The organism is Lactobacillus sp. M0403 (genome assembly GCF_016101265.1).
Lineage (GTDB): Bacteria > Bacillota > Bacilli > Lactobacillales > Lactobacillaceae > Lactobacillus > Lactobacillus apis.
Genome location: NZ_JACFQV010000008.1, coordinates 58954 through 79181, shown reverse-complemented (window position 1 = coordinate 79181; position 20228 = coordinate 58954). Strand labels below are relative to the sequence as shown.

General features: G+C 37.5%; 23 protein-coding genes. 7 read left to right on the top strand and 16 right to left on the bottom strand.

What is annotated here, in order from left to right:
• Positions 1 to 238 precede the first annotated feature (238 nt).
• Positions 239 to 1240 carry an NAD(P)/FAD-dependent oxidoreductase gene (locus H3T48_RS08670; RefSeq protein WP_198189175.1) on the top strand — a complete coding sequence of 334 codons (1002 nt, stop codon included), beginning with the start codon at positions 239 to 241 and terminating at the stop codon, positions 1238 to 1240.
• 11 nt (positions 1241 to 1251) lie between these two features.
• Positions 1252 to 1902, top strand: a complete 651-nt coding sequence (locus H3T48_RS08665) for a VTT domain-containing protein (protein WP_198189174.1) — start codon at positions 1252 to 1254, stop codon at positions 1900 to 1902.
• A 12-nt stretch (positions 1903 to 1914) separates the two neighbouring features.
• Here the strand turns inward: H3T48_RS08665 and H3T48_RS08660 are convergent, their stop codons facing one another.
• Genes H3T48_RS08660 through H3T48_RS08640 form a run of 5 tightly spaced genes read right to left on the bottom strand, consistent with a single transcriptional unit; the run spans position 1915 to position 5595 of the window.
• Positions 1915 to 2523 (bottom strand): TIGR01906 family membrane protein, encoded by a 609-nt coding sequence (locus H3T48_RS08660; RefSeq protein WP_074426392.1) that lies wholly within the window; start codon positions 2521 to 2523, stop codon positions 1915 to 1917.
• Positions 2520 to 3296, bottom strand: a complete 777-nt coding sequence (locus H3T48_RS08655) for a TIGR01457 family HAD-type hydrolase (protein ID WP_109715182.1) — start codon at positions 3294 to 3296, stop codon at positions 2520 to 2522. Before H3T48_RS08655 ends, H3T48_RS08660 begins: the two co-directional genes overlap by 4 nt.
• Entirely contained in the window at positions 3297 to 3878 is a 582-nt protein-coding gene (locus H3T48_RS08650) for a YutD family protein (RefSeq protein WP_198189173.1), read from the bottom strand.
• A gap of 12 nt (positions 3879 to 3890) precedes the next feature.
• Complete coding sequence (locus H3T48_RS08645) at positions 3891 to 5252, bottom strand: bifunctional UDP-sugar hydrolase/5'-nucleotidase (protein WP_198189172.1); 1362 nt, start codon at positions 5250 to 5252, stop codon at positions 3891 to 3893.
• Positions 5253 to 5262: 10 nt separating this feature from the next.
• The gene (locus H3T48_RS08640; RefSeq protein ID WP_074426388.1) at positions 5263 to 5595 is read right to left on the bottom strand and encodes a hypothetical protein; all 333 of its coding nucleotides are present in this window, start codon (positions 5593 to 5595) and stop codon (positions 5263 to 5265) included.
• 83 nt (positions 5596 to 5678) lie between these two features.
• Between H3T48_RS08640 and H3T48_RS08635 the strand changes: the two genes are divergently transcribed.
• Positions 5679 to 7049: a glycerophosphodiester phosphodiesterase gene (locus H3T48_RS08635; protein WP_198189171.1), complete on the top strand. Its 1371-nt coding sequence runs from the start codon at positions 5679 to 5681 to the stop codon at positions 7047 to 7049.
• A 48-nt stretch (positions 7050 to 7097) separates the two neighbouring features.
• On the opposite strand, the gene H3T48_RS08630 is transcribed toward H3T48_RS08635, so the two are convergent.
• Complete coding sequence (locus H3T48_RS08630; RefSeq protein WP_198189170.1) at positions 7098 to 8099, bottom strand: substrate-binding domain-containing protein; 1002 nt, start codon at positions 8097 to 8099, stop codon at positions 7098 to 7100.
• Between the two features lie 146 nt (positions 8100 to 8245).
• Between H3T48_RS08630 and H3T48_RS08625 the strand changes: the two genes are divergently transcribed.
• Complete coding sequence (locus H3T48_RS08625) at positions 8246 to 9352, top strand: aminopeptidase P family protein (RefSeq protein WP_074426385.1); 1107 nt, start codon at positions 8246 to 8248, stop codon at positions 9350 to 9352.
• Positions 9353 to 9425: 73 nt separating this feature from the next.
• Here the strand turns inward: H3T48_RS08625 and H3T48_RS08620 are convergent, their stop codons facing one another.
• Entirely contained in the window at positions 9426 to 9803 is a 378-nt protein-coding gene (locus tag H3T48_RS08620) for a DUF1269 domain-containing protein (RefSeq protein WP_198189169.1), read from the bottom strand.
• A 19-nt stretch (positions 9804 to 9822) separates the two neighbouring features.
• Positions 9823 to 10254 (bottom strand): DUF948 domain-containing protein, encoded by a 432-nt coding sequence (locus tag H3T48_RS08615; protein ID WP_074426383.1) that lies wholly within the window; start codon positions 10252 to 10254, stop codon positions 9823 to 9825.
• A 113-nt stretch (positions 10255 to 10367) separates the two neighbouring features.
• On the opposite strand from H3T48_RS08615, the gene H3T48_RS08610 reads away from it, so the two are divergent.
• Positions 10368 to 11183, top strand: a complete 816-nt coding sequence (locus H3T48_RS08610) for a mechanosensitive ion channel family protein (protein WP_198189168.1) — start codon at positions 10368 to 10370, stop codon at positions 11181 to 11183.
• A 63-nt stretch (positions 11184 to 11246) separates the two neighbouring features.
• Here the strand turns inward: H3T48_RS08610 and H3T48_RS08605 are convergent, their stop codons facing one another.
• On the bottom strand, positions 11247 to 11861 hold the full coding sequence (locus H3T48_RS08605; RefSeq protein ID WP_198189167.1) for an XTP/dITP diphosphatase: 615 nt from the start codon (positions 11859 to 11861) through the stop codon (positions 11247 to 11249).
• Between the two features lie 12 nt (positions 11862 to 11873).
• Positions 11874 to 12662, bottom strand: a complete 789-nt coding sequence (gene murI / locus H3T48_RS08600; protein ID WP_198189166.1) for a glutamate racemase — start codon at positions 12660 to 12662, stop codon at positions 11874 to 11876.
• Positions 12663 to 12741: 79 nt separating this feature from the next.
• On the opposite strand from murI, the gene H3T48_RS08595 reads away from it, so the two are divergent.
• The gene (locus tag H3T48_RS08595; RefSeq protein ID WP_122034399.1) at positions 12742 to 13149 is read left to right on the top strand and encodes a YslB family protein; all 408 of its coding nucleotides are present in this window, start codon (positions 12742 to 12744) and stop codon (positions 13147 to 13149) included.
• A 72-nt stretch (positions 13150 to 13221) separates the two neighbouring features.
• On the top strand, positions 13222 to 13596 hold the full coding sequence (gene mscL / locus H3T48_RS08590) for a large-conductance mechanosensitive channel protein MscL (RefSeq protein WP_074426378.1): 375 nt from the start codon (positions 13222 to 13224) through the stop codon (positions 13594 to 13596).
• A 78-nt stretch (positions 13597 to 13674) separates the two neighbouring features.
• Here mscL and trxA read toward each other — a convergent pair whose 3' ends face one another.
• The 6 genes from trxA to alaS all read right to left on the bottom strand — a co-directional run bounded on the left by trxA (position 13675) and on the right by alaS (position 20165).
• Positions 13675 to 13986 (bottom strand): thioredoxin, encoded by a 312-nt coding sequence (trxA, locus tag H3T48_RS08585; RefSeq protein ID WP_074426377.1) that lies wholly within the window; start codon positions 13984 to 13986, stop codon positions 13675 to 13677.
• Between the two features lie 83 nt (positions 13987 to 14069).
• A complete protein-coding gene (locus H3T48_RS08580; RefSeq protein ID WP_198189165.1) occupies positions 14070 to 16430 on the bottom strand; it encodes an endonuclease MutS2 in 2361 nt (786 codons plus the stop codon).
• Between the two features lie 53 nt (positions 16431 to 16483).
• Positions 16484 to 16789, bottom strand: coding sequence for a DUF1292 domain-containing protein (locus H3T48_RS08575; RefSeq protein ID WP_074426375.1), 306 nt, complete (start codon positions 16787 to 16789; stop codon positions 16484 to 16486).
• Between the two features lies 1 nt (position 16790).
• Positions 16791 to 17219 (bottom strand): Holliday junction resolvase RuvX, encoded by a 429-nt coding sequence (gene ruvX / locus H3T48_RS08570; protein WP_074426374.1) that lies wholly within the window; start codon positions 17217 to 17219, stop codon positions 16791 to 16793.
• The gene (locus H3T48_RS08565; RefSeq protein ID WP_046306129.1) at positions 17219 to 17476 is read right to left on the bottom strand and encodes an IreB family regulatory phosphoprotein; all 258 of its coding nucleotides are present in this window, start codon (positions 17474 to 17476) and stop codon (positions 17219 to 17221) included. Before H3T48_RS08565 ends, ruvX begins: the two co-directional genes overlap by 1 nt.
• 52 nt (positions 17477 to 17528) lie before the next feature.
• Positions 17529 to 20165, bottom strand: a complete 2637-nt coding sequence (gene alaS / locus H3T48_RS08560; protein WP_198189164.1) for an alanine--tRNA ligase — start codon at positions 20163 to 20165, stop codon at positions 17529 to 17531.
• Positions 20166 to 20228 lie beyond the last annotated feature (63 nt).

Below are 20228 nucleotides of genomic sequence, written 5' to 3'. Positions count from 1 at the left end.
CTTGTTCTCTTTGTCAAGAACTTTTTTCTGACCTTTATCGCCGGCTTGCCTTAGCAGCGTTTGTTATCTTACTAAACCTGCTAACCTTTGTCAACTGGTTTTGTTTGATTTTTTTGTCGTTCAATCGCTTGAGCTGTTGTGCCCTGTGTCCTGACGACAGTTATTAATACTAGCAACTATTTCTCTTTTTGGCAAGTACTTTTTTTCGATTTATTCCTGATGATTATCTTTTTTAATCATGTTAAAGTTATTATATCAGCGTTTAGAGGAGGTTTTAAAAATCAAAAAATTTGATACAGCAATTATTGGTGCTGGACCAATAGGATTGTTCTGCGCTAGTTTTGCACACCTACATGGATTAAAAACAGTTACTTTTGAAGCTTTAAAAGAAATTGGGGGACAACCAAAACTTCTATATCCTTTTAAGGAAATATTTGATATTCCTGTTTTTGGAAAAATATCTGGTCAGGAATTAACTGATCACTTAATTGATTCCGCCAAGGATAAGACTACTTTTCAATTGAACCATCGAGTAACATCAATTGAAAAGAATGATCAAGGATTTATTATCGATAATGATTTTCAAGTAAAGAGTATTATTATCGCCACTGGAACAGGTTCATTTTCTCCCAAAAAGTTCCCTCTGAAGATGGATGAAGCCATTGAAAAGCGTGTCCATTACTTTGTTAAAGACCCGAGTCACTTTGCTGGAAAATCAATCGGCGTTTTTGGTGGCGGAGATTCTGCACTTGACTGGGCACTTGAATTAGCAAAACAACCCGGAACTAAAATCAATTTAATTCATCGAAGGGCAGATTTCCGCGGTTTAGAATCAACATTGCAAGAACTCAAAAGTTTAAAAAATGTTCAAGTTCTCACTCCTTATCTTCCTAAAACGATTGCAATACGAAATAATCAACTTGATATCGGACTTAAGCAGGTCGGTCAAACTGAGTTATTACAAAAGCAGTTCGATCAAATAGTCGTTGCTTATGGCTTTCGCGCGAATAATAGTATTGTCCGCAAATGGGGTGTTGACCTTGAAGACGGCCATATTAAAGTTTCGCGTGAAATGGAAGCTAACATCCCTGGCATTTATGCGATTGGAGATGTAGCAGCTTATCCTGGCAAAGTTCCGGTCATCGGTCTTGGATTTGGCGAAGCACAGATTGCAGTAACTGCAATTATGCGTGCACTATTTCCCGAAAAGACTTTAACCATTCATTCAACCAGTATTTAGGAGCAACATATATGACAATAATCAATTTTATTCTTCACATTGATCACCATCTGATTGAAATAGTCAACCAGTTTGGCAGCTGGACATACTTGATTATTTTTGCCATTATTTTTATTGAAACTGGATTAGTCATTTTCCCTTTTTTGCCAGGTGATTCATTGATTTTCGCCGCTAGTTCAATGGCAGTCAATCCAAAATATCACCTCAACATTTGGCTCGTGTATTTTGCAGTTTTACTAGCCGCAATACTCGGTGATGCATGTAACTATGAAATCGGGGCACGTTCGGTCAAGGCTGGAGCGAAACATTCCTGGTTTAATAAACTAATTAACCAAAAAAATCGTGAAGCAGCCGAACGATTTTTTGAGCGGCATGGCTCAATCACAATTGTAATTGGTAGGTTCATCCCCTTTATTAGGACATTTGTTCCTTTTATCTCTGGTGGTAGTAAAATGCACTACGGTACGTTTGCCATTTACAATATTATTGGCGGCATTATCTGGAGTGGACTCTTTACAATTATTGGTGCCTTATTCGGCAACATCCCATTTGTTAAAGATCATTTCTCAATGTTAATTCTAGCAATCATACTTATTTCAGTTTTACCAATTTTAATTGTTGGCTTAAAAAAACGAATGACACAAAAAAAGGAGCTCCATTAATGGAGCTCCTTTTTATTTTTTCAATAATTGATTTACAAAATATAATTCATAAATAATTCCGCCCACAGCAAAACATGACGCAAAAAAGCCTTCTGTAAGTACGTTAATAATTGGATCGGTTGATGGATCAAATAACCATGTGTTACTACCGGCGAAAAATAAATGGTGAAAAGTAATAAAAAAATCGTCAAAGTTAGTTAAAGCAAACGGTAATACAACAATTGGTAAAAGTAGAAAGAGTAAAGCCCAAACTTTATCAAGTTTAAGTGCTTTGCTTTTTTTGTTTTTAGTAATTAAGAAAATTATTAGGCAGCACAAAAACGCAAAAACCGCTAAAATAAACAGTCTCTTTACTTCCGCAAAGTGTTGCGCCGCCATTACTGAAGTTGGGAAATTGCTCATATGCAAATGCTGCTTAAATGGCCAAACCAAATAACCCATCAGTTGATTGTAGTTATGAATTACTTGCCCAACTGATAGGTTGACAGTTTTATAAGTCTTTTGAACAATGACAAAAACAAGTAGTAAGGGCCAGCTTGCAATTATTGCACCAACAACACTACTAGTAATACCGAATATGAAATGAAACATTACGGCTAAAATGGGATTGCTTTTTTTCATAGTTTAACCTTATCCAAGTCGTCAACTAAAATTGTTGGTTGCTTTTTATCTGCAATATCTTCTGGCTGAGTAATGCCCGTTGTAACTAGCAGTTGGTCCACTTTACTGTTAAATCCAGCTTTGATATCTGTATCATAATTATCACCCACAATTAGTGCGTCTTCTTTTGAACAACCCATTTTTTGCAAAACACGTTCAATGATAATTTCGGAAGGCTTCCCAATGAACAGTGGCTCTACTCCAGTTGCCGTGGCGATCATCGCACACTGCGAACCGTTTCCGGGTAGTAAGCCATTTTCACTCGGTAAATTGACATCAGCATTTGTCCCAATAAACTTCGCGCCATTTCTAATTGCGTTAGTAGCAACTTGAACTTTGTGGTAAGTCAAATCAGTGTCCATTCCTACCACTACGTAATCTGGCTTCTCTTCGTTGATTTCGAATTCGGGATGGCTGAGGAATTCATGCCATAAACCAATTTGTCCAATTAAATAAACACCAATTTTGCCACTATCAGTCTCTTTTTTATTTAGCAAATAACTAGTAGTCGCCATGCAAGGCGTATACACATGTGAAGTATCTGTCGCTACTCCATGCCCAGCCAACTTATCTACAACCATTTGCGGTGTACGCGTTGTATTATTAGTCAAAAAAAGATAATTTTTGCCAGCTGCCTCAAGTCGATGAACAAATCTTACACCAGATGCAATAGTCTCTTTTCCGCGATAGATTGTTCCATCCAGATCAATTAAAAACAATTGATAATCTTTCACTTAATTGCTACCTTTCCTCTTTTTGATTACAAAAGTATGATTATTAGCTTGTGCCTTTTTCACTGTAACTGTTTTTGGCTTTTTGATGCGTGACGCACTCTTTTTATACTTTTTAAAAGTAGCAGTCTTATTGTTAGGTGCAGTTTGCTTCTTATAGCGGGTTACACTGGTACGTCTTTTAAACTTAGTATTTCGGTAGTGATGCACCGGGCTCACCAGTTGCAAAATAAAATAGCCGCCACCAGGATTACAGTATTCCATCAAATAATCAGCAATTGTCTGTTCCTTGCGGTCAATTGCCGTTTGTACTTTATCTTTAAAAAAGCCCTTTAGGCGCAAATGTTCACTCGAAACATCACCCACAATATAATCATATTGATCTAAATAAGGGTCATATTTTTTACTTAAAAGGTCAGTATCAAGCGCTTCTTGTTTATCCACAAGTACTTGATACAGTTGCTTGTTAATTTTGATTTGCTTGCCAACTATTTTGACCGCTGCAAGTGAATGACGAAGCGGTTGCTGTTCCTCAAACTTATTTTCTTTTTTCGGTTCATCAATTGGGCTCTTTTTGTCCGCCATTAGTTTCACTTCCTATATTGGATATTTTTTAGCTAAATAATCACCAATTACTTCACGCAAAAATTGTGGGAATAAAAATTGATTATCTCCCACAATTGCAAGCGTAGGGAAAAAAGGCACCAAAACATAGTGGTCCAAAACAGCAATTTGATATTCTTTTGCTGGGTTTATTTCCTTCCCCTCAACAAAAACGGCTTTGCTTAGTGGATCAAACTTTATTCCGCGATAGTGCATTTGACCAAATACTTTTCCCCGAAAACTCATTCCTTGAAGTGGAAAATGATCAAGGTAATGGCGATTTTTTTCAATTTCCATGACAAGGCGCCATAGGTCACTGCCTTTTAATTTTGAGCGTACAACGTGCATTGAATGAGGCAATATTTTTTGCAAGTCATACTTAGTTATGATTCCTTTTTTAAATGGTTCTAAAAATAAGCCAGTACTTAACATTGCTAGATTTGTTCCTGCAAAATCAGCAATCGCATCTAGAGACACATCAATTGCTGCCTCACGGTCTTCATCATATTTTTCTGGTAAATCTGCAACTTTCTCTTGGCTTAGGATTTCTTTTCCACGTTCTTGGTAACCTAAAATGGTTTTTTGATCATCATCATGTTCTCTCATCGAACTTGTAGCTACAACATGTGGTGAGATTCTTTGGATATGGTGCTTGTCATCAATTTCCACATGAATATTTCCTACATAATGACCCCATTTACCAGTTTGAGTAATCCAAACACCATTTACATTTCTGCCATGTGGTAACAGATCATGCGTATGGCCACCAATGATTAAATCAATTTCTGGATAATTATGGGCCAAAAAGGAATCCATATTAAGACCAACATGCGTCAATAGGATTAAAACATCATATTTTCCTTCAATTTTGGATAGAACTTCATCCATCGCATCTTTTAGCATTTTAACGTGCCAATGATTAGGTTCATAAGATAAGGGATAAGCAGCCGTTAAACCAATTAATGCAATTCTTGTGCCTTTTTTGGTTGTCAGAATTTTATCTTGAACCGCCCAATGCGGCATTGATTCATCTTCTTCACGTAAGTTAGCAAGAACTACAGGAAAATTGGCATGATCAAAAAGGTGCTCAACTACTTCATGCGAGTTCGATATTCCCTCATTGTTGCCAATTGTGATGGCATCGTAATTAAACGAATTCATCAATTTAATATTAGCTTGACCATAAGTTGCATCAGTTAATGGATGGGATCTATCCATGAAGTCACCAGCATCAAACGTTAGCACCTGGTCGACAGTCTTATCTTGTTGCGCCTTTTTCAGATAACGACCGATTTTAGGAAAGTTTTCAAAATGTGAGTGCAAATCATTAGTATGTAAAATACGAAGTTTTTCCATCTCTTGTCCCCTAACCGATCTGATTCGATTTCAAAATCATTTCGTACGCATCCAAGACTTTACCCTTTGGCTTATCCCATTCAACCCAATCAGGATTTTTCCAATCATCCTCATTGGTTAATGTTTCAAGGTGGTAGTTTTTGTTAATATACTCTTCATAAGTGATTAACGCTTTAGTACGTGGAATATTTAGTTGCAAGATGCGCACATTTTTTATATTCCCGTGATCAACCGCCAGTTCGGCTATCCCATTTTGATCAATGTTAGAAATTTCAAAGTATTTACTGCCATCATTGCGTGTGATTTCTTCAATTAAATCTAATTCTTCATACTCTTGCTTCATCTAAATTATCCCTAAAATTAAACTGTTAAATATAGCAAAAAATGTGTAACCATGCTATCGTAATAAACAATAGAGGTGTACACATGAAACGTAAAAGCCATGTATTTACGGCTATTTTTCTTACCATAATCTTTTTGACAAGTAGTGGTTTTACTGTTGTCGGGCACCGCGGCGATCCCACGAAATATCCTGAAGAAACAATCCAGAGCGATGATTCCGCCTTTAATTCAGGTGCTGATTACGTTGAACTCGACCTTCATCTTTCAGCAGACGGTCAACTAGTTGTCTCACATGATGATGATTTATATCGAGTTACTCATACACATGCAATTGTATCACAAAATACTTGGCAGGCACTTAGCCAATTAACATATGATAACGGTGAACATGTGATAAGTCTGGATGAGTTATTTGAACACTACCAAAAAAAGCCAAATACCAAATTTGTTTTAGAAACCAAAATTGATCATTCAATTGATCCGTCTTACCAACTAGAAGATAAAATTGCTGCAACGATAAAAAAGTATCATATGGAAAAAAGAGTTATGATTCACTCTTTTTCTGCAGCCAGCTTATTTCACTTTCGGAAAATCATGCCAGACGCATACCTAATTTTACTTGTCGGTAGCCTTAAACGAATCAACTTTAGTAATTTACCGCAAGTCGATGCGGTCAATGTTTCGTCGGACTTAATTTTGAATCACTCTTGGCTAATTCACTGGCTTCACCGCATCAACAAACAAGTTTATGTTTGGGCAGAAATGGATGAATCACCTGAATTATGGCATTGGCTGATTAATAAAAATATAGATGGTGTTGTAACCAACTTTCCAAGTACCGGTTTTAAATATAAGCTGGCTAAGCAAGGCACTAAGAAATACGACATTCATCGTAACGGCATCTATTTTGGTAAAGAAAAAACAGCGACAATGATGAATCCATACGTCAGAGTTAAACAAAAGAAGTATGTTAAACCTGGGCAAAAATTGGAAGTAATGTACGGCGTCCGTGCCCACAATCAACTCTACTATCAAATTGACAATCAAACCTTCATTTCCGCCGAGTTTGTCAACCTTGATTTAAAGCCACGGGACGTTGCTCCGTACCAAGACAAACAAATACTGGCCAAGCCCCAACACAAAGTACCGATTTATCGCTTACCTGAAAATCAAGCAAAAACCAAAAAGGAAATGCCAATTAATACTTTGTATAAAATTCAGAACTTTAATGGCAGTCCAAAAAGCATGTGGCTGCACACCTCTTTAGGTTGGGTTAAGGCTCGCGATATTCTTTTCTATGGTTTCTTTGACGGAACTAGTTGGCATAATTACAATAAGCTACCTAGAATTAATCGCTACACTAATATCGCTCTACTGGAATATCTGCCTTTACAAGCACCAAAAACTCTAAACTTTACCCAACAAATTAGAGCAACTTGGAAGTTAAATAATTGAAAGTAGCAAAAAATCGATTCACTTCATAATGAATCGATTTTTTGTTTATTATTTATTTGCCGTACTTTGCTTTTTCAACAATTCATATGGCAATTCAATTTGCCTTTGGTCAATTTCTTCGTTGTTCATTAGCTTAGTTAGCAATCTCATTGCCACAGCACCAATATCATAAAGTGGTTGACGAATGGCTGTCAGTGCTGGTCTAACGACAGAAGCAATCTGTGTTGCACTAGCAGTTACAATTTCCATTTCTTCAGGAATCTTTGTACCTGCATCAGTTGCGGCATTTAAAATGCCGACAGCGGTAATATCTCGGGTAACGATTACACCATCAATGCCATCCTGACGCAATTGGGAATACAGATTATAGCCATCAGAATGATCTTTAATATTGCTATAAATGTGCCCCTCACCCAAATTATGGTCAGCCATAAACTTCTTATATGCTGGAATGCGATTTTCTGCATTTACGACTGTATCTGGGTCATCTAGTACAAGCGCTAAGTTCTTCTTACCATCGTTATAAAGTAAGTTTAATGCCTCAGTGTCAGCCTTCATGTAGTCAATTGCAACTGACGGAAACTCTTGATGATTACTTTTAGTACCAGCCAAAACAACTGGTGTATCTGTACGCTTGAAAGCTTCGGCAGCTTCTTCTGGCAAATTATCTGACATGTAAATTATGCCGTCAACTTGCTTGTTCAATAGACCTTGAATTGCTTGATCTTCCTTCATTAAGCGGTTTTCAATACTAGTAATGATGATATTATACTTGTACAGTAATGCGATGTCATCGATTCCCTTTGAAAGCTCAGCAAAGTAAAGGTTAGTTAAATCTGGAACGATTAGTCCAACCGTTGTTGTTCGTTTAGAGGCAAGCCCTTGCGCTACTGCATTTGGCTGGTAGTGCAGCCGGTTGATCACCTTTAATACACGTTCACGTGTATCTTTACGAACATTGGTATTGCCATTAACTACTCGTGAAACGGTCGCCATCGACACTTTAGCTTCGCGAGCAACGTCATAAATTGTAATATCTTGTTTACGCATCTCTAATCCCCTATCTTGAATACTCCTAACAAATTTATCATGATTTCCCAAAAAGTGCAAACGTTTACAGCTATTCTTTCATTTTTTCATTGCTATAACATGATATACTTTTCATAATTAATTACTTGATATGAAAGGAAAAGTTTATGAATTTAAACAAATTACAAGAATGGCTGCAAGCATCTGGCAATGATGTTGCTTATATTTCCAATCCAACCACAATCGCTTATTTTACTGGCTACGACATGGAACCACACGAGCGTATCTTTGCTCTTCTAGCATTTAAAGATAGCGATCCATTTGTTTTCGTTCCTGCCTTAAATGTTGAAGAAGCTAAAAATTCTGCTTGGGATGGTGATGTCTTCGGCTACCTTGATTCAGAAGACCCATGGGCAGTAATTGCAGATAAAATTAAAGGTAGGACTTCAGAATACCAAAAATGGGCACTAGAGAAAAATAATTTGTCTGTAGCACATTTCCAACTGATGCATGAACAATTCCCAGACGCAAATTTTGATGGTGATGTTTCAAACTTTATTGCTAAAATTCGACTATATAAAACACCAGAAGAAGTTAAACAATTACAAGCTGCCGGACGCGAAGCAGATTTTGCTTTTGAGATTGGTTTTAACGCAATTAAAACTGGTGTAACCGAGCGCTATATTGCTGGACAAATTGAATATCAATTAAAGGTGCAAAAAGGTGTTATGCACGAAAGTTTTGAAACAATTGTTCAAACCGGGGCAAATGCAGCTAATCCACACTTAGGTCCAACAATGAATAAAGTTCAACCTAATGAACTCGTTTTATTTGATCTTGGAACTATGCATAACGGCTACGCATCAGACGCCAGCAGAACAGTTGCCTACGGTGAACCAAGTGCTAAAGCTAAAGAAATCTATGAAATTGATCGTGAAGCACAGCAAGCCGCAATTGATGCAGTTAAGCCTGGCATGACCGCTTCTGAGTTAGATGGAGTTGCACGTGACATCATTACAAAGGCTGGCTACGGCGAATACTTCATTCACCGTTTAGGTCACGGAATTGGTAAAGACGTTCATGAGTACCCTTCAATTGTTGGTGGCAATGACTTGGTAATCGAGGAAGGCATGTGCTTCTCGATTGAACCAGGAATTTATCTTCCAGGCGTTGCTGGTGTTAGAATCGAGGACTGCGGTGTCGTAACTAAAGACGGTTATGAACCATTTACTCATACCAGCAAGGAACTTAAATACATCCCACTTAGTGATTAAGATTTACAAGAACTAAAAATGCACTAACAGAATTTAACTTCCTGCTAGTGCATTTTTTATTAAGCAATTTTAATTATGGTCTTACTAAAGGATCTTCTTTAGGAAAAGCATCTGGTCTCTCAGGTGCTTCAGCGTTGTGTAAATCACTTACTGAATCCTCAGCTTTATCAGCTAACATTGGATCATCGTCTGAAGAGTTATCAATCACGATATCATCAAAATCTTTCAATTCAGAATCATCTTCAACATTTTTTGGGAATGAAGCTAATTGATTTTTCACGATTTCAGTACCATTGTCATATTTCTTCTTAAGGTCTTGAACAGTGTCATTGTCCTTAACTTTTTTCTTCAAATCATCGATTTGTTCATCACTAACTAATAATGAGCCAGCTAGAAAACCTGCTGCACCACCAATGATTGCACCTAAAACAAAGTTTGTAAATTTCTTCATTGTAAAAAACTCCTTTTTTCTATTCTTTACCCTTGCGACGTTTCCTACGCGCAAACATTGACGATAAAGCAGAAGATACGAACCCGTTACCACTATTTAAATGAAAGTTGCTAACCCGCTTTGCCATCTTACGTGAAGAGGCGTTCACATCTGAGACACTTTCACCTAAATCAGCAGCAGCCTTGACAACAGGATCTAAAGTCTCCATCTTAACATTGACATCTGCTAAAAGCACATTGGTCTTATCAAGCAAGTCACTTGTTTGATGGGCCAAAACATCAACATCTTTTGAGATTTGTTCAAGTGATTCGTTGGCAGCTTTGATTGTTTGATTCGCTTGCTTTGCTGCTTTTGCAGCGTGGATAAGTACAGGAATTGTGAAAAGTACCAAAACTAATAATGCCGCAGCGGCAATCAACCCTGCTACTTCACCATAAGATATATTCTCCATCTTCTACCTCCAATTCTATACCTTAAAAAAAGTCTAGCATTAAAATGCTTCAATCTCAATCTATATGTAATATTTTGCTATGATTAATATGCATATAAGAAAGGCGGGAAACCATGAAACCGACATTTCAACTAAATCAAAGAAATTTAAAATTTAATTGGGACCAAATTGGTACGCAAGTGTTGACTGTGGTTTGGCAGCTTGCCATCTCCACAATTATCTTCTTCTTAATTTCTCATTTTGGCAAAAAAATAATTAATCATTATTGGAAAAACAGCAAAAGACCCCAAAATAAGCGGTCTAAGACAGTTGCTGCCCTAATTAACAGTATTTTTTCCTACACTGTAATTTTCTTTTACCTCTTTGCAGTTTTATCAATTCTGGGTGTTCCAATCGGCACCTTGCTCGCAAGCGCTGGTATTTTCTCACTTGCATTAGGGATGGGCGCACAAGGCTTTGTTAGTGACCTCGTCAACGGCTTCTTTATTTTAAGCGAAGATCAATTTGACGTGGGTGACCTTGTTCAAATAAACAATCAAACGGGTGTAGTGATTCAACTGGGACTCAGAACTACTAGACTCAAAGGCACCGATGGTTCTATTATCTATATTCCTAATCGTAACATCTCAATTGTTCAGAATCTCGCACACGGTGGTATAGGACTCGACATTGAACTGCAGTTAAAAGTTGATAATGACTTCAATTATGTTCGAGAATTGATCGATCAGGTTAACTCACAAAATGAGGGCAAAGAAAAAGCGCTTATTCAAAAACCATTAATTGTTGGGGTTACTTCTCAAACTGCTCAAACAGTGAAATATGTTGTTCATTTTCAAGTCAAGCCAGGCAATGAAAAAGCAGTGCAAGACCGCTATTTATCTGAGTATTTAAAAACTTTACAGGCACATGACATCAATTTAGCGCAATAAAAAAGGCTAATTACATTAAGTTCGTAACAAACAACATACTTTAGTGTAATTAACCTTTTTTGTTTAAAACTGGGCTAGCCAGGTCGGAAATTCCTCAAGCAGCTTTTGGATTGCTCGACCACGATGTGATAGTCCATTTTTTTCAGCAACCGTCATTTGAGCAAAAGTCTTACCTTTTTCTGGCACATAAAAAAGTGGATCGTAACCAAAACCATCTTCACCTGCTGGTGCCACCAGAATTCGACCCGCGCACTGCCCAGAAACAACTAAGTCATGTTCAAATTCGCCCGGATATGATGCCACAATTGTTGTATTAAATTTGGCCGTTCTCTTTTCTGATGGAACTCCACCGAGCTCAACTAACAATTTAGCATTATTTTTTTGATCATTGTGCTCTTCACCAGCAAAACGTGCTGAGCGCACCCCAGGTGCACCATCAAGTGCATCAACCATCAAACCAGAATCATCAGCAATCGTAATCATGTTACTAAATTCGGCCAAAGCATGTGCTTTTAGCTTCGCATTTTGTTCAAAAGTCGTTCCGTATTCTTCAACAACAGGTGGATGCTTTAAATCTGCATTAGTCTTGATTTGAACGTCAATCTTAGCCTGTTTAAAAGCTTCTCGAAGTTCCCTTACTTTTCCTTGATTAGTTGTAGCAAATAAAATTTCTTTCATTTTTCGTCCCTTTTATACTTGAATTGCATTAAAATTCGGATCAGCGAGAATTTGCGCTCCCAATTTATTTACTTTTTTGACATCCCCAGTTGTAAAGTACTCATGCTTGCCCAAATTTGGCCGTTCGCATGTTGCTCCTTTGGTCTGCAATAATTCTTCTGTATATCTGGCAATCTCATCAGCAGGGTTAATTAATTGCACGTTATTAGGTAAACACTGTGCAAATTGCTTTTGAATAATTGGATAATGGGTACAGCCCAAGATTAATGTATCAAAACTCTTCTTTTGTAATGGTTCTAGTGTTTCCTTTAAAACAGGCAAAATATCCTCTGGTGTAGCATTATTTTCGATTAGTGGCACTAACTTAGGAGCAGCTAATTCTGTAACTTCAATTGTAGGATCAAGAGCCGTAATTTCTTTTTTGTAAGCGTGCGATGACGCCGTCATTTGAGTTCCGACAACAGCGATATGCTTATTTTTAGTCGCACGTATTGCAGCGATGCTGCCAGATTTAATCACACCAATCAGCTTAGTGTTAGTTTCATTTTGGATAACATCTAGTGCAACCTTAGTCGCTGTATTACAGGCAAAAATAATCAATTTAACATTTTTACTCAATAAGAATTCAACACTTTGTCTCGTTAATTCAGTAATTTCAGCTTTAGTTTTATCACCATATGGAATATGTGCATTATCACCAATAAAAACTGTTGCTTCATTTGGCATTTGCTCAATAATTTTTTTAACTACTGTTAAACCGCCAACACCTGAATCTAACAACCCGATTGGCCGATTATCCATAATATAAAATCCCCTTATTTTTTTCTATTTCAATCAATTTTAAGGTAAAATATAAGAAAATAAAAGGGATGAATTCTTAATGCAAGACAATCAGCAACAAAGTGAACACGTATATTTTGTTAATCAGTTATATCGCGACTTTTTATTACCAACTATTTTAGGTGAAACGAGCGAAGAAATTTTATATTGGGGCGGCAAAAGAATCGCTCGTAAATACGATTTAGCTTCCTTTGAAGATGTTAATAGTTTCTTTGAAACAACTGAATTTGGCACTTTAACTAAAATAAAGGAACGCAGAACAGAAATTGATTTTGAATTAACAGGCCAAAGCGTTACCGACCGGCTTAATAGTGACAGCCAAGAGTTTTCGCTTGAAGCAGGAATCATTGCGGAGGCAGTTGAAAAAGAAACTGGCCGCACAACTGAATGCGAATTAGAAATTGATCACAAAAATAATTTAGTTCACATAGCAGCCAAATTTGATTAAATTAAAAAGCAGTTTAATTGAGTTTCTTGCCATCTTTGCTCTATGATTAAAGTGAGAATGGAGGAAAAAATTATGCTGAAAGAATTTAAGCAATTTATTGAACGTGGCAATGTAATTGATTTAGCAGTCGGTGTTATCATCGGCGGTGCATTCACCAATATTGTAAATTCATTAGTATCCAACCTAATCAACCCACTTATCGGTCTATTTATCGGTCGAATCGACTTATCCAACTTAGTTTTGAAAGTTGGCGGTGCAACATTTAAATATGGTGCATTTATCAATACGGTGATTAATTTCTTAATTATCGCCTTTATTGTCTTCCTGCTTGTTAAAGCAGTCAACAAAGTAACTAGACCTAAACCTGCTGAGCAAAAACCAGCTCAACCTACTTCAGAAGATTACTTAAAACAAATTCGTGATCTTTTACAAGCTAGAAACAACTAATAGTGATCTGTTCGTCACTTTCCAAGTTAGAACAATCAAAAAACCTTCTGCTAATTGCAGAAGGTTTTTTCTATACTTTTAATCTGTATATTGATTCAAAATTTGATCAAGCTTTGCCTTAGGTGTGTATCCTGTCAAACGATCAACAATTTCACCATTCTTTTTGATAATTAAAGTTGGAATTGCCATTACACCTAAAGAACTTGGTGTATCTTTATTTTCATCAACATCCATCTTGGTGAATTTAACATCTTGACGCTCTTCAGCTAATTCATCAATAACTGGTGATTGCATTTTGCAAGGACCACACCATGTTGCCCAAAAGTCAGTTAGGACAACGCCATCTTTAGTTTCTTCTTCAAAGTTTTGATCTGTAAGTTCATCAACCATGAGTAAAACCTCCCTAAATAGTTGTAGCTTTTTATAAGTAATTTAATTATAGCATGTAACTTACTTTTTACAAGTTAAACGCGCTACTTCAAGTGAACAATCGTTGCTCCGTTGCCACCCTCGTTTGCAGGAGCGTAGTTAAAGCTCTTGACGTGTCTACTTGCCTTTAAGTATTGCCAAACGCCCTTTCTAATGGCACCTGTTCCGATACCATGAATAATCGTCACTACATCAAGCCCAGCCAGTAAAACTGAATCAATATAACGATCAAGATTGGTCATTGCTTCATCATAGCGCTGTCCACGCAAGTCTAATTCACTACGTGCATTACTGCGACGATTAGCACCAGTAGCGCGGACTAGCTTGGTTGAATGCTTCTTTGCTTCATTATCCACACCAACTTTTTCAATGTCACGGTCACTGACTTTAACCTTAATAATGCCCATTTGTACTTCATACTCATGCTCTGACATCTTTTTAGTTATTGTACCAGTCTGGCCGTATGACAAAACCTTAACCTTGTCGCCAACTTTGACATGGTGACGACGTTTTTCTTTTTGCAAAACACGATTATGCGCCAAATTTTCATTCTGCTTTTCAAGCTGGTTGAATTCACTTTTTGCCTCAATTAGCTCATTCTGCTTCACACTACCCTGCTGATTTTCAAGCTGTTCGATAATCTTTTCGGCTTTTTTACGGCTCTTTGCGACAACCTCATTAGCACGTTCCTGAGCAAATTCGAGTTGTTTTTGGACGCGTTGATTGTACCAGTCAAGTGCTTGCTGCAGTTTAAGCTCAAGCTTTTTGCTACGATCAAGACTTGTCACTAAATGATTGCGAGCATCTGTCGCTGCCTTAGTCTGCTTAGTCAATTCCTCAATCATTTGATTAATGTCGGCATTATCATCTGACATAAGGCTTTCGGCGCTTTTGACCACGTCTTCGCGCATCCCTAGTCTTCGCGCAATTGCGAAGGCATTACTGTGACCGGGAATCCCAATTTGTAGCCGATAGGTCGGCGATAAAGTCTTCAAGTCAAATTCCATTGAAGCATTGGTAACTTTTGGCCGATTGTAACCATACAGTTTCAGCTCTGGATAGTGTGTAGTCACAATAATTTTAGCCTGCTTTTTGCGTAAAAAGTCTAAAATGCTAATTGCTAAACTGGCTCCTTCTTCTGGATCAGTTCCCGCACCAATTTCATCAATTAAAACCAAAGTTTGATCATCGACATTTTTCATAATATCAATGATGCCATTAATGTGGGATGAAAAGGTACTGAGCGATTGCTCAATTGACTGTTCATCACCAATATCAGCACAAATATCACGGAAAACTGCTGCTTTACTGCCTTCAGCTGCTGGAATAAATAGTCCTGCTTGTGCCATTAACTGCAACAAACCAACGGTTTTCAAAGTGATTGTCTTACCACCTGTGTTCGGTCCCGTTATTAAAATTGTGTCAAATTCTTCGCCCAAACGGATATCATTAGCCACAACTTTTTCAGGATCGATTAAAGGGTGTCTCGCTTTAATAAATGAAAGTGAGTGGTCCTGCGTTAATTTAGGCTCGGTCGCTTTCATTTCATGAGCAAGCCTGGCCTTAGCCTGAATAAAGTCTAATTGAACAATTGCAGAAAAAATAGTATCAATTTGATCAACCTCTTCGCGTGCTAAATCAGAAAGATTACGTAAAATGCGTTCAATTTCTCGTCTTTCTTCGGCAAGCAAGTTTTGTTGTTGATTATTTAAGTTCAGGACGCTGCTAGGCTCAATAAACAGTGTTTGTCCACTGGCACTTTGATCATGAACTACACCGCCAAACTTATTTCGGTATTCTTGCTTAACTGGAATAACGTAGCGCTCATCTCTGATTGTCACAATTTGTTCAGACAAATACTTGCTACTGCTTCCCTTAGTGTAAGCATCCATTCGATTCTTGATTTCACGGTCATTATTTTTTAGTTCATGACGTAGCTGTGCCAACTTAGTGGAGGCACTATCAAGAATTTCACCGTCATAATCAAGCGCCTTTTTTAACTGATTGAATAAGGTATCTGGTACATCTAACTCTGCTAAAATAGTTTCAATGGCCGATAAATCAAGTTCTTCTTCATCTACATCAGCCACAAAGTTATTAATGTCATTAGCCAGAGTTAGCACCAGTAGCAAGTTACCCAATTCATGGGCATTCAAATTAGCCTTAATTCGCAAACGTTTCGTACTTGGCGTAACATCCATGAAGTCAGTTAACGGCATCTGCCCTTTTATGCGCAACAAGTTTGCACCGGTTAGTGTTTGACTTAGTTCTCTTTCAACTTGAGTAAAATCAGCACTTGGCAAAAGCTTAGCCGCCATTTTTTTAGCTGGAGCCGTAATCGCCATTTTTTGCAATTTCTCAGTGATTTTTGCAAATTCTAGTGTTTCTAATATTTTATTATTCATCTATTTAAAATCTCTATTAATAAAAAAAGGCTGGCTTCGCCAGTCTTTTTCATTTATTCACCGTTTAAACGGTCATCGTCCAAGAATGTATTGAGTACACCCTGAACCATATCCCATTCATCGTCTGCCTCAATTTCATGCAAATCGTTGCTGGTTACATCTCCATCAGCGTCAGCATCAAAACTGAATGCAAGGACTTCGATTTCCTCATCTTCATCCGTCGAAGCTGGATAAAGTAAAATGTAAGACTTGTCATAATCGTCTGAATGAAAAGTGAATAAAACTTCGTATAACTCCTCATTACCATTTTCATCAACTAAAGTTAATTGGCGATCATCGCCTTGTATTTCTTGTGTCATATTAATCCTTTCGATTTAGGTCTAAATAATTTTGCAGAATTAAAACCGCGGCCATTTGGTCAATAACTTCTTTACGTTTATGGCGGTCATGAATTTCAGCTTCATCAACCAGCACACGCTGGGATTCAACTGTGGTCAAGCGTTCATCTGAATAATAAACTGGCAAGCCAAACTTTTCTTGCAATCTTTGACCGTATGCCTTACTTCTTTTAACAGAAGCACCAGATGAACCGTCCATATTCTTAGGTAATCCTAGCACAAAACCGGACGGATTATATTCACGAACGATTTTCTTCAAAGGACGCATCCCAAAATTAAATCGATCTTCATCAATCGGAATGGTTGTAACTTTTTGGGCGGTTATTCCCAATTCATCACTAACTGCCACTCCGACTGTCTTTGAACCGACATCCAAACCAAGCAAGCGCATTATTTATTTTTGCCAAGATAACTTTTTACAAGCTCTTCAATTATTTCATCACGTTCATGTTTTAAAATCAAATTACGTGCGTCATTATGCCGTGGAATATATGCCGGATCGCCAGACAGTAAGTAACCGACAATCTGGTTAACTGGATTGTATCCTTTTTCTTCAAGGGCATTATATACCTCTTGGAGAGTGTCATAGACATTCTTGCCTTTATTTTCATTAAAGTCAAAATGCATTGTCTTATCTAGCGAACTCATAATCATTCCTCCTAGCATAATTTTACTTGAAAAACCTGTTAAACTCAATCACTTAATTTTCTGTAACGATTGAAATTACTTGTTTGATGGCATCTTCAAGCCCTTCAGGTTTTTTACCACCTGCTTGAGCCATGTTTGGACGGCCACCACCGCCACCACCAAAGGTTGGGGCAACTTGTTTAATTAGGTCACCTGCTTTGAGACCTGCATCTAGCGCCTTGTCATTTAGACTAATAATCATGTTGGCCTTGCCATCTTTACCTGCAGCTAAAACTAGAACGTCTGATTTGTTCTCACTCTTCCAGGTATCAGCCAGTTCACGTAAGTCATTCATACCGTTAACGTAAACTTTTTGCGCAATAATTGATAAATCACCAGCTTGTTCGACGTTATTAAAAATTGAACCAGCTTTAACTTGATTAATTTGAGAGTTCAAGTCTTCAACTTGTTTTTGGCTATCATGCAGCTCTTGTTCTAGACTACCAACTTTATCAAGAATATCTTCAGGCTTAGTTGATTTTACTTCTGCTTGAATTTCGTCCAATAATTCGGAACGGTTTGATAGGTATTCATATGCCTTTTTGGACATCACTGCTTCAATTCTTCTCATTCCCGCACCAATTGCTGACTCGGAAATAATCTTGAAGACACCAATTTGATTGGTATTAGCACAGTGGGTACCACCACAGAATTCAATTGAGAAGTCTTCCATTTGAACAACGCGGACCTTATCACCATATTTACCATCAAATAAGGCTAAAGCTCCCATGTCTTTTCCTTTTTCTGGATCAGTAATGGTTGTTTTAACTTCAATTGCTTCCCAAATCTTTTGGTTAACTAAGTTTTCAACCGATTTAATTTCTTTCGCGGTCATTGGTTCGATAGCAGTAAAGTCAAAGCGTAAGAAATCAGGTTCTACCAAACTTCCTGCTTGATGAGTATGCTCACCTAACACACTTCTTAAAGCAGCGTGCAATAAGTGCGTAGCTGTATGTGAATGACGTAAACCTTCACGACGAACACGGTCAATCTTTAAGGTGTATTCTTCACCCTTTTCTAGTGGCAAAACAACATCAACAAAGTGCATGTTTTGATCATTTGGTGCGTGTTGTACGTCAGTTACTTGAGCAACTAATTCACCTTCACGATTGTAAATATTACCGTGATCGGCTACCTGACCGCCTCGTTCAGCGTAAAATGGAGTCTTATCAAAGATTAAGACTGCATGATCACCATCAGCACGATCAACTAATTTGTCATCAACAAGAATATCAATCAATTTTGCATTGTCTTCGTATACGCCGTACTCAAACTCAGATTTATCTTTTAGGTTCATTAAAGTTTCATCTTGTGCACCCATTGATTGCAAATCACCACGTGCTTTACGTGCACGTTCTTTTTGAGCTTTCATTTCAGCGTCAAAGCCCTTTTTATCAACTTCTAATCCTGCATCTTGTGCAGTTTCAAAAGTTAATTCGTAAGGAAAACCGTAAGTATCGAATAACTTAAATGCATCTTTTCCTGAAATTGTTTTATCGTCAGACTTCTTAGCCTTTTCAATTAAGTCATCAAGTAGAGTTAAACCAGAATCAAGAGTTAATTGGAATCTTTCTTCTTCGTTCTTAATTACTTTAGCAATAAAGTCCTTCTGATCAGTAACTTCTGGATAATGGCTTTCCATAATCTTACCAACAACAGGTACTAATTTATAAAGAAATGAACCTTTAATACCTAAGCGTTGACCATTTAAATCGGCACGACGAATTAATCGACGTAGAACGTAACCACGTCCAGTATTTGATGGTAATGCCCCATCAGCAATAGCAAAACTGACTGTTCGAACGTGATCGGCAATTATCTTGAAGGCAGTAGTGTCTGCTGCGTTTTCGCCATATTTCTTATTTGCAGTCATCTTTTCTGTTTCGTGGATGATTGGCAAGAATAAATCAGTTTCAAAGTTAGTTGGAGCGTCTTGTAAAATTGACAGTACACGCTCTAGTCCCATTCCCGTATCAATGTTTTTATGCGGTTGATCAACATATTCACCATTTGCCAAGTGGTTGTATTGGGAGAACACAATGTTCCAAATTTCTAGATAACGCGCATTTTCACCACCAGGGAAGTTCTCTGGATCGTCTTCTGCCACGTCATTATTTTCTTGACCACGATCATAGAAGATTTCGGAGTCAGGACCACATGGACCTTCACCAATGTCCCAGAAGTTTTCTTCTAATTTAACAATATGATCTTCAGGCATGCCAACTTCAAGCCAAATTTTATGTGCTTCAGTATCTTTAGGGTAAACCGTGCAGTAAAGCTTTTCTTTATCCAAATCAAGCCATTCTGGACTAGTCAAAAATTCCCAAGCCCAAGAAATAGCCTCTTTTTTAAAGTAATCACCAACTGAAAAGTTACCAAGCATTTCAAAGAAGGTTTGGTGACGTGCTGTTTTACCTACGTTTTCAATATCATTAGTTCTAATTGATTTTTGTGAACTAGTAATTCGATGATTTTTAGGTACAACAGAACCATCAAAGTATTTCTTCATTGTTGCAACACCAGAGTTAATCCAAAGTAGTGTTGGATCATCTTGCGGAATTAGTGATTGACTTGGCATCACCATATGACCATGTTGTTCGAAGAAGTCCAAAAACATTTGTCTAAATTCCGAACTTGTTAGTTTCTTCATCAATATCTCTCCCTTTTTTATCCAAAAATAAAAACACCGTTGCCAAATTCAAGGACGCTTTAA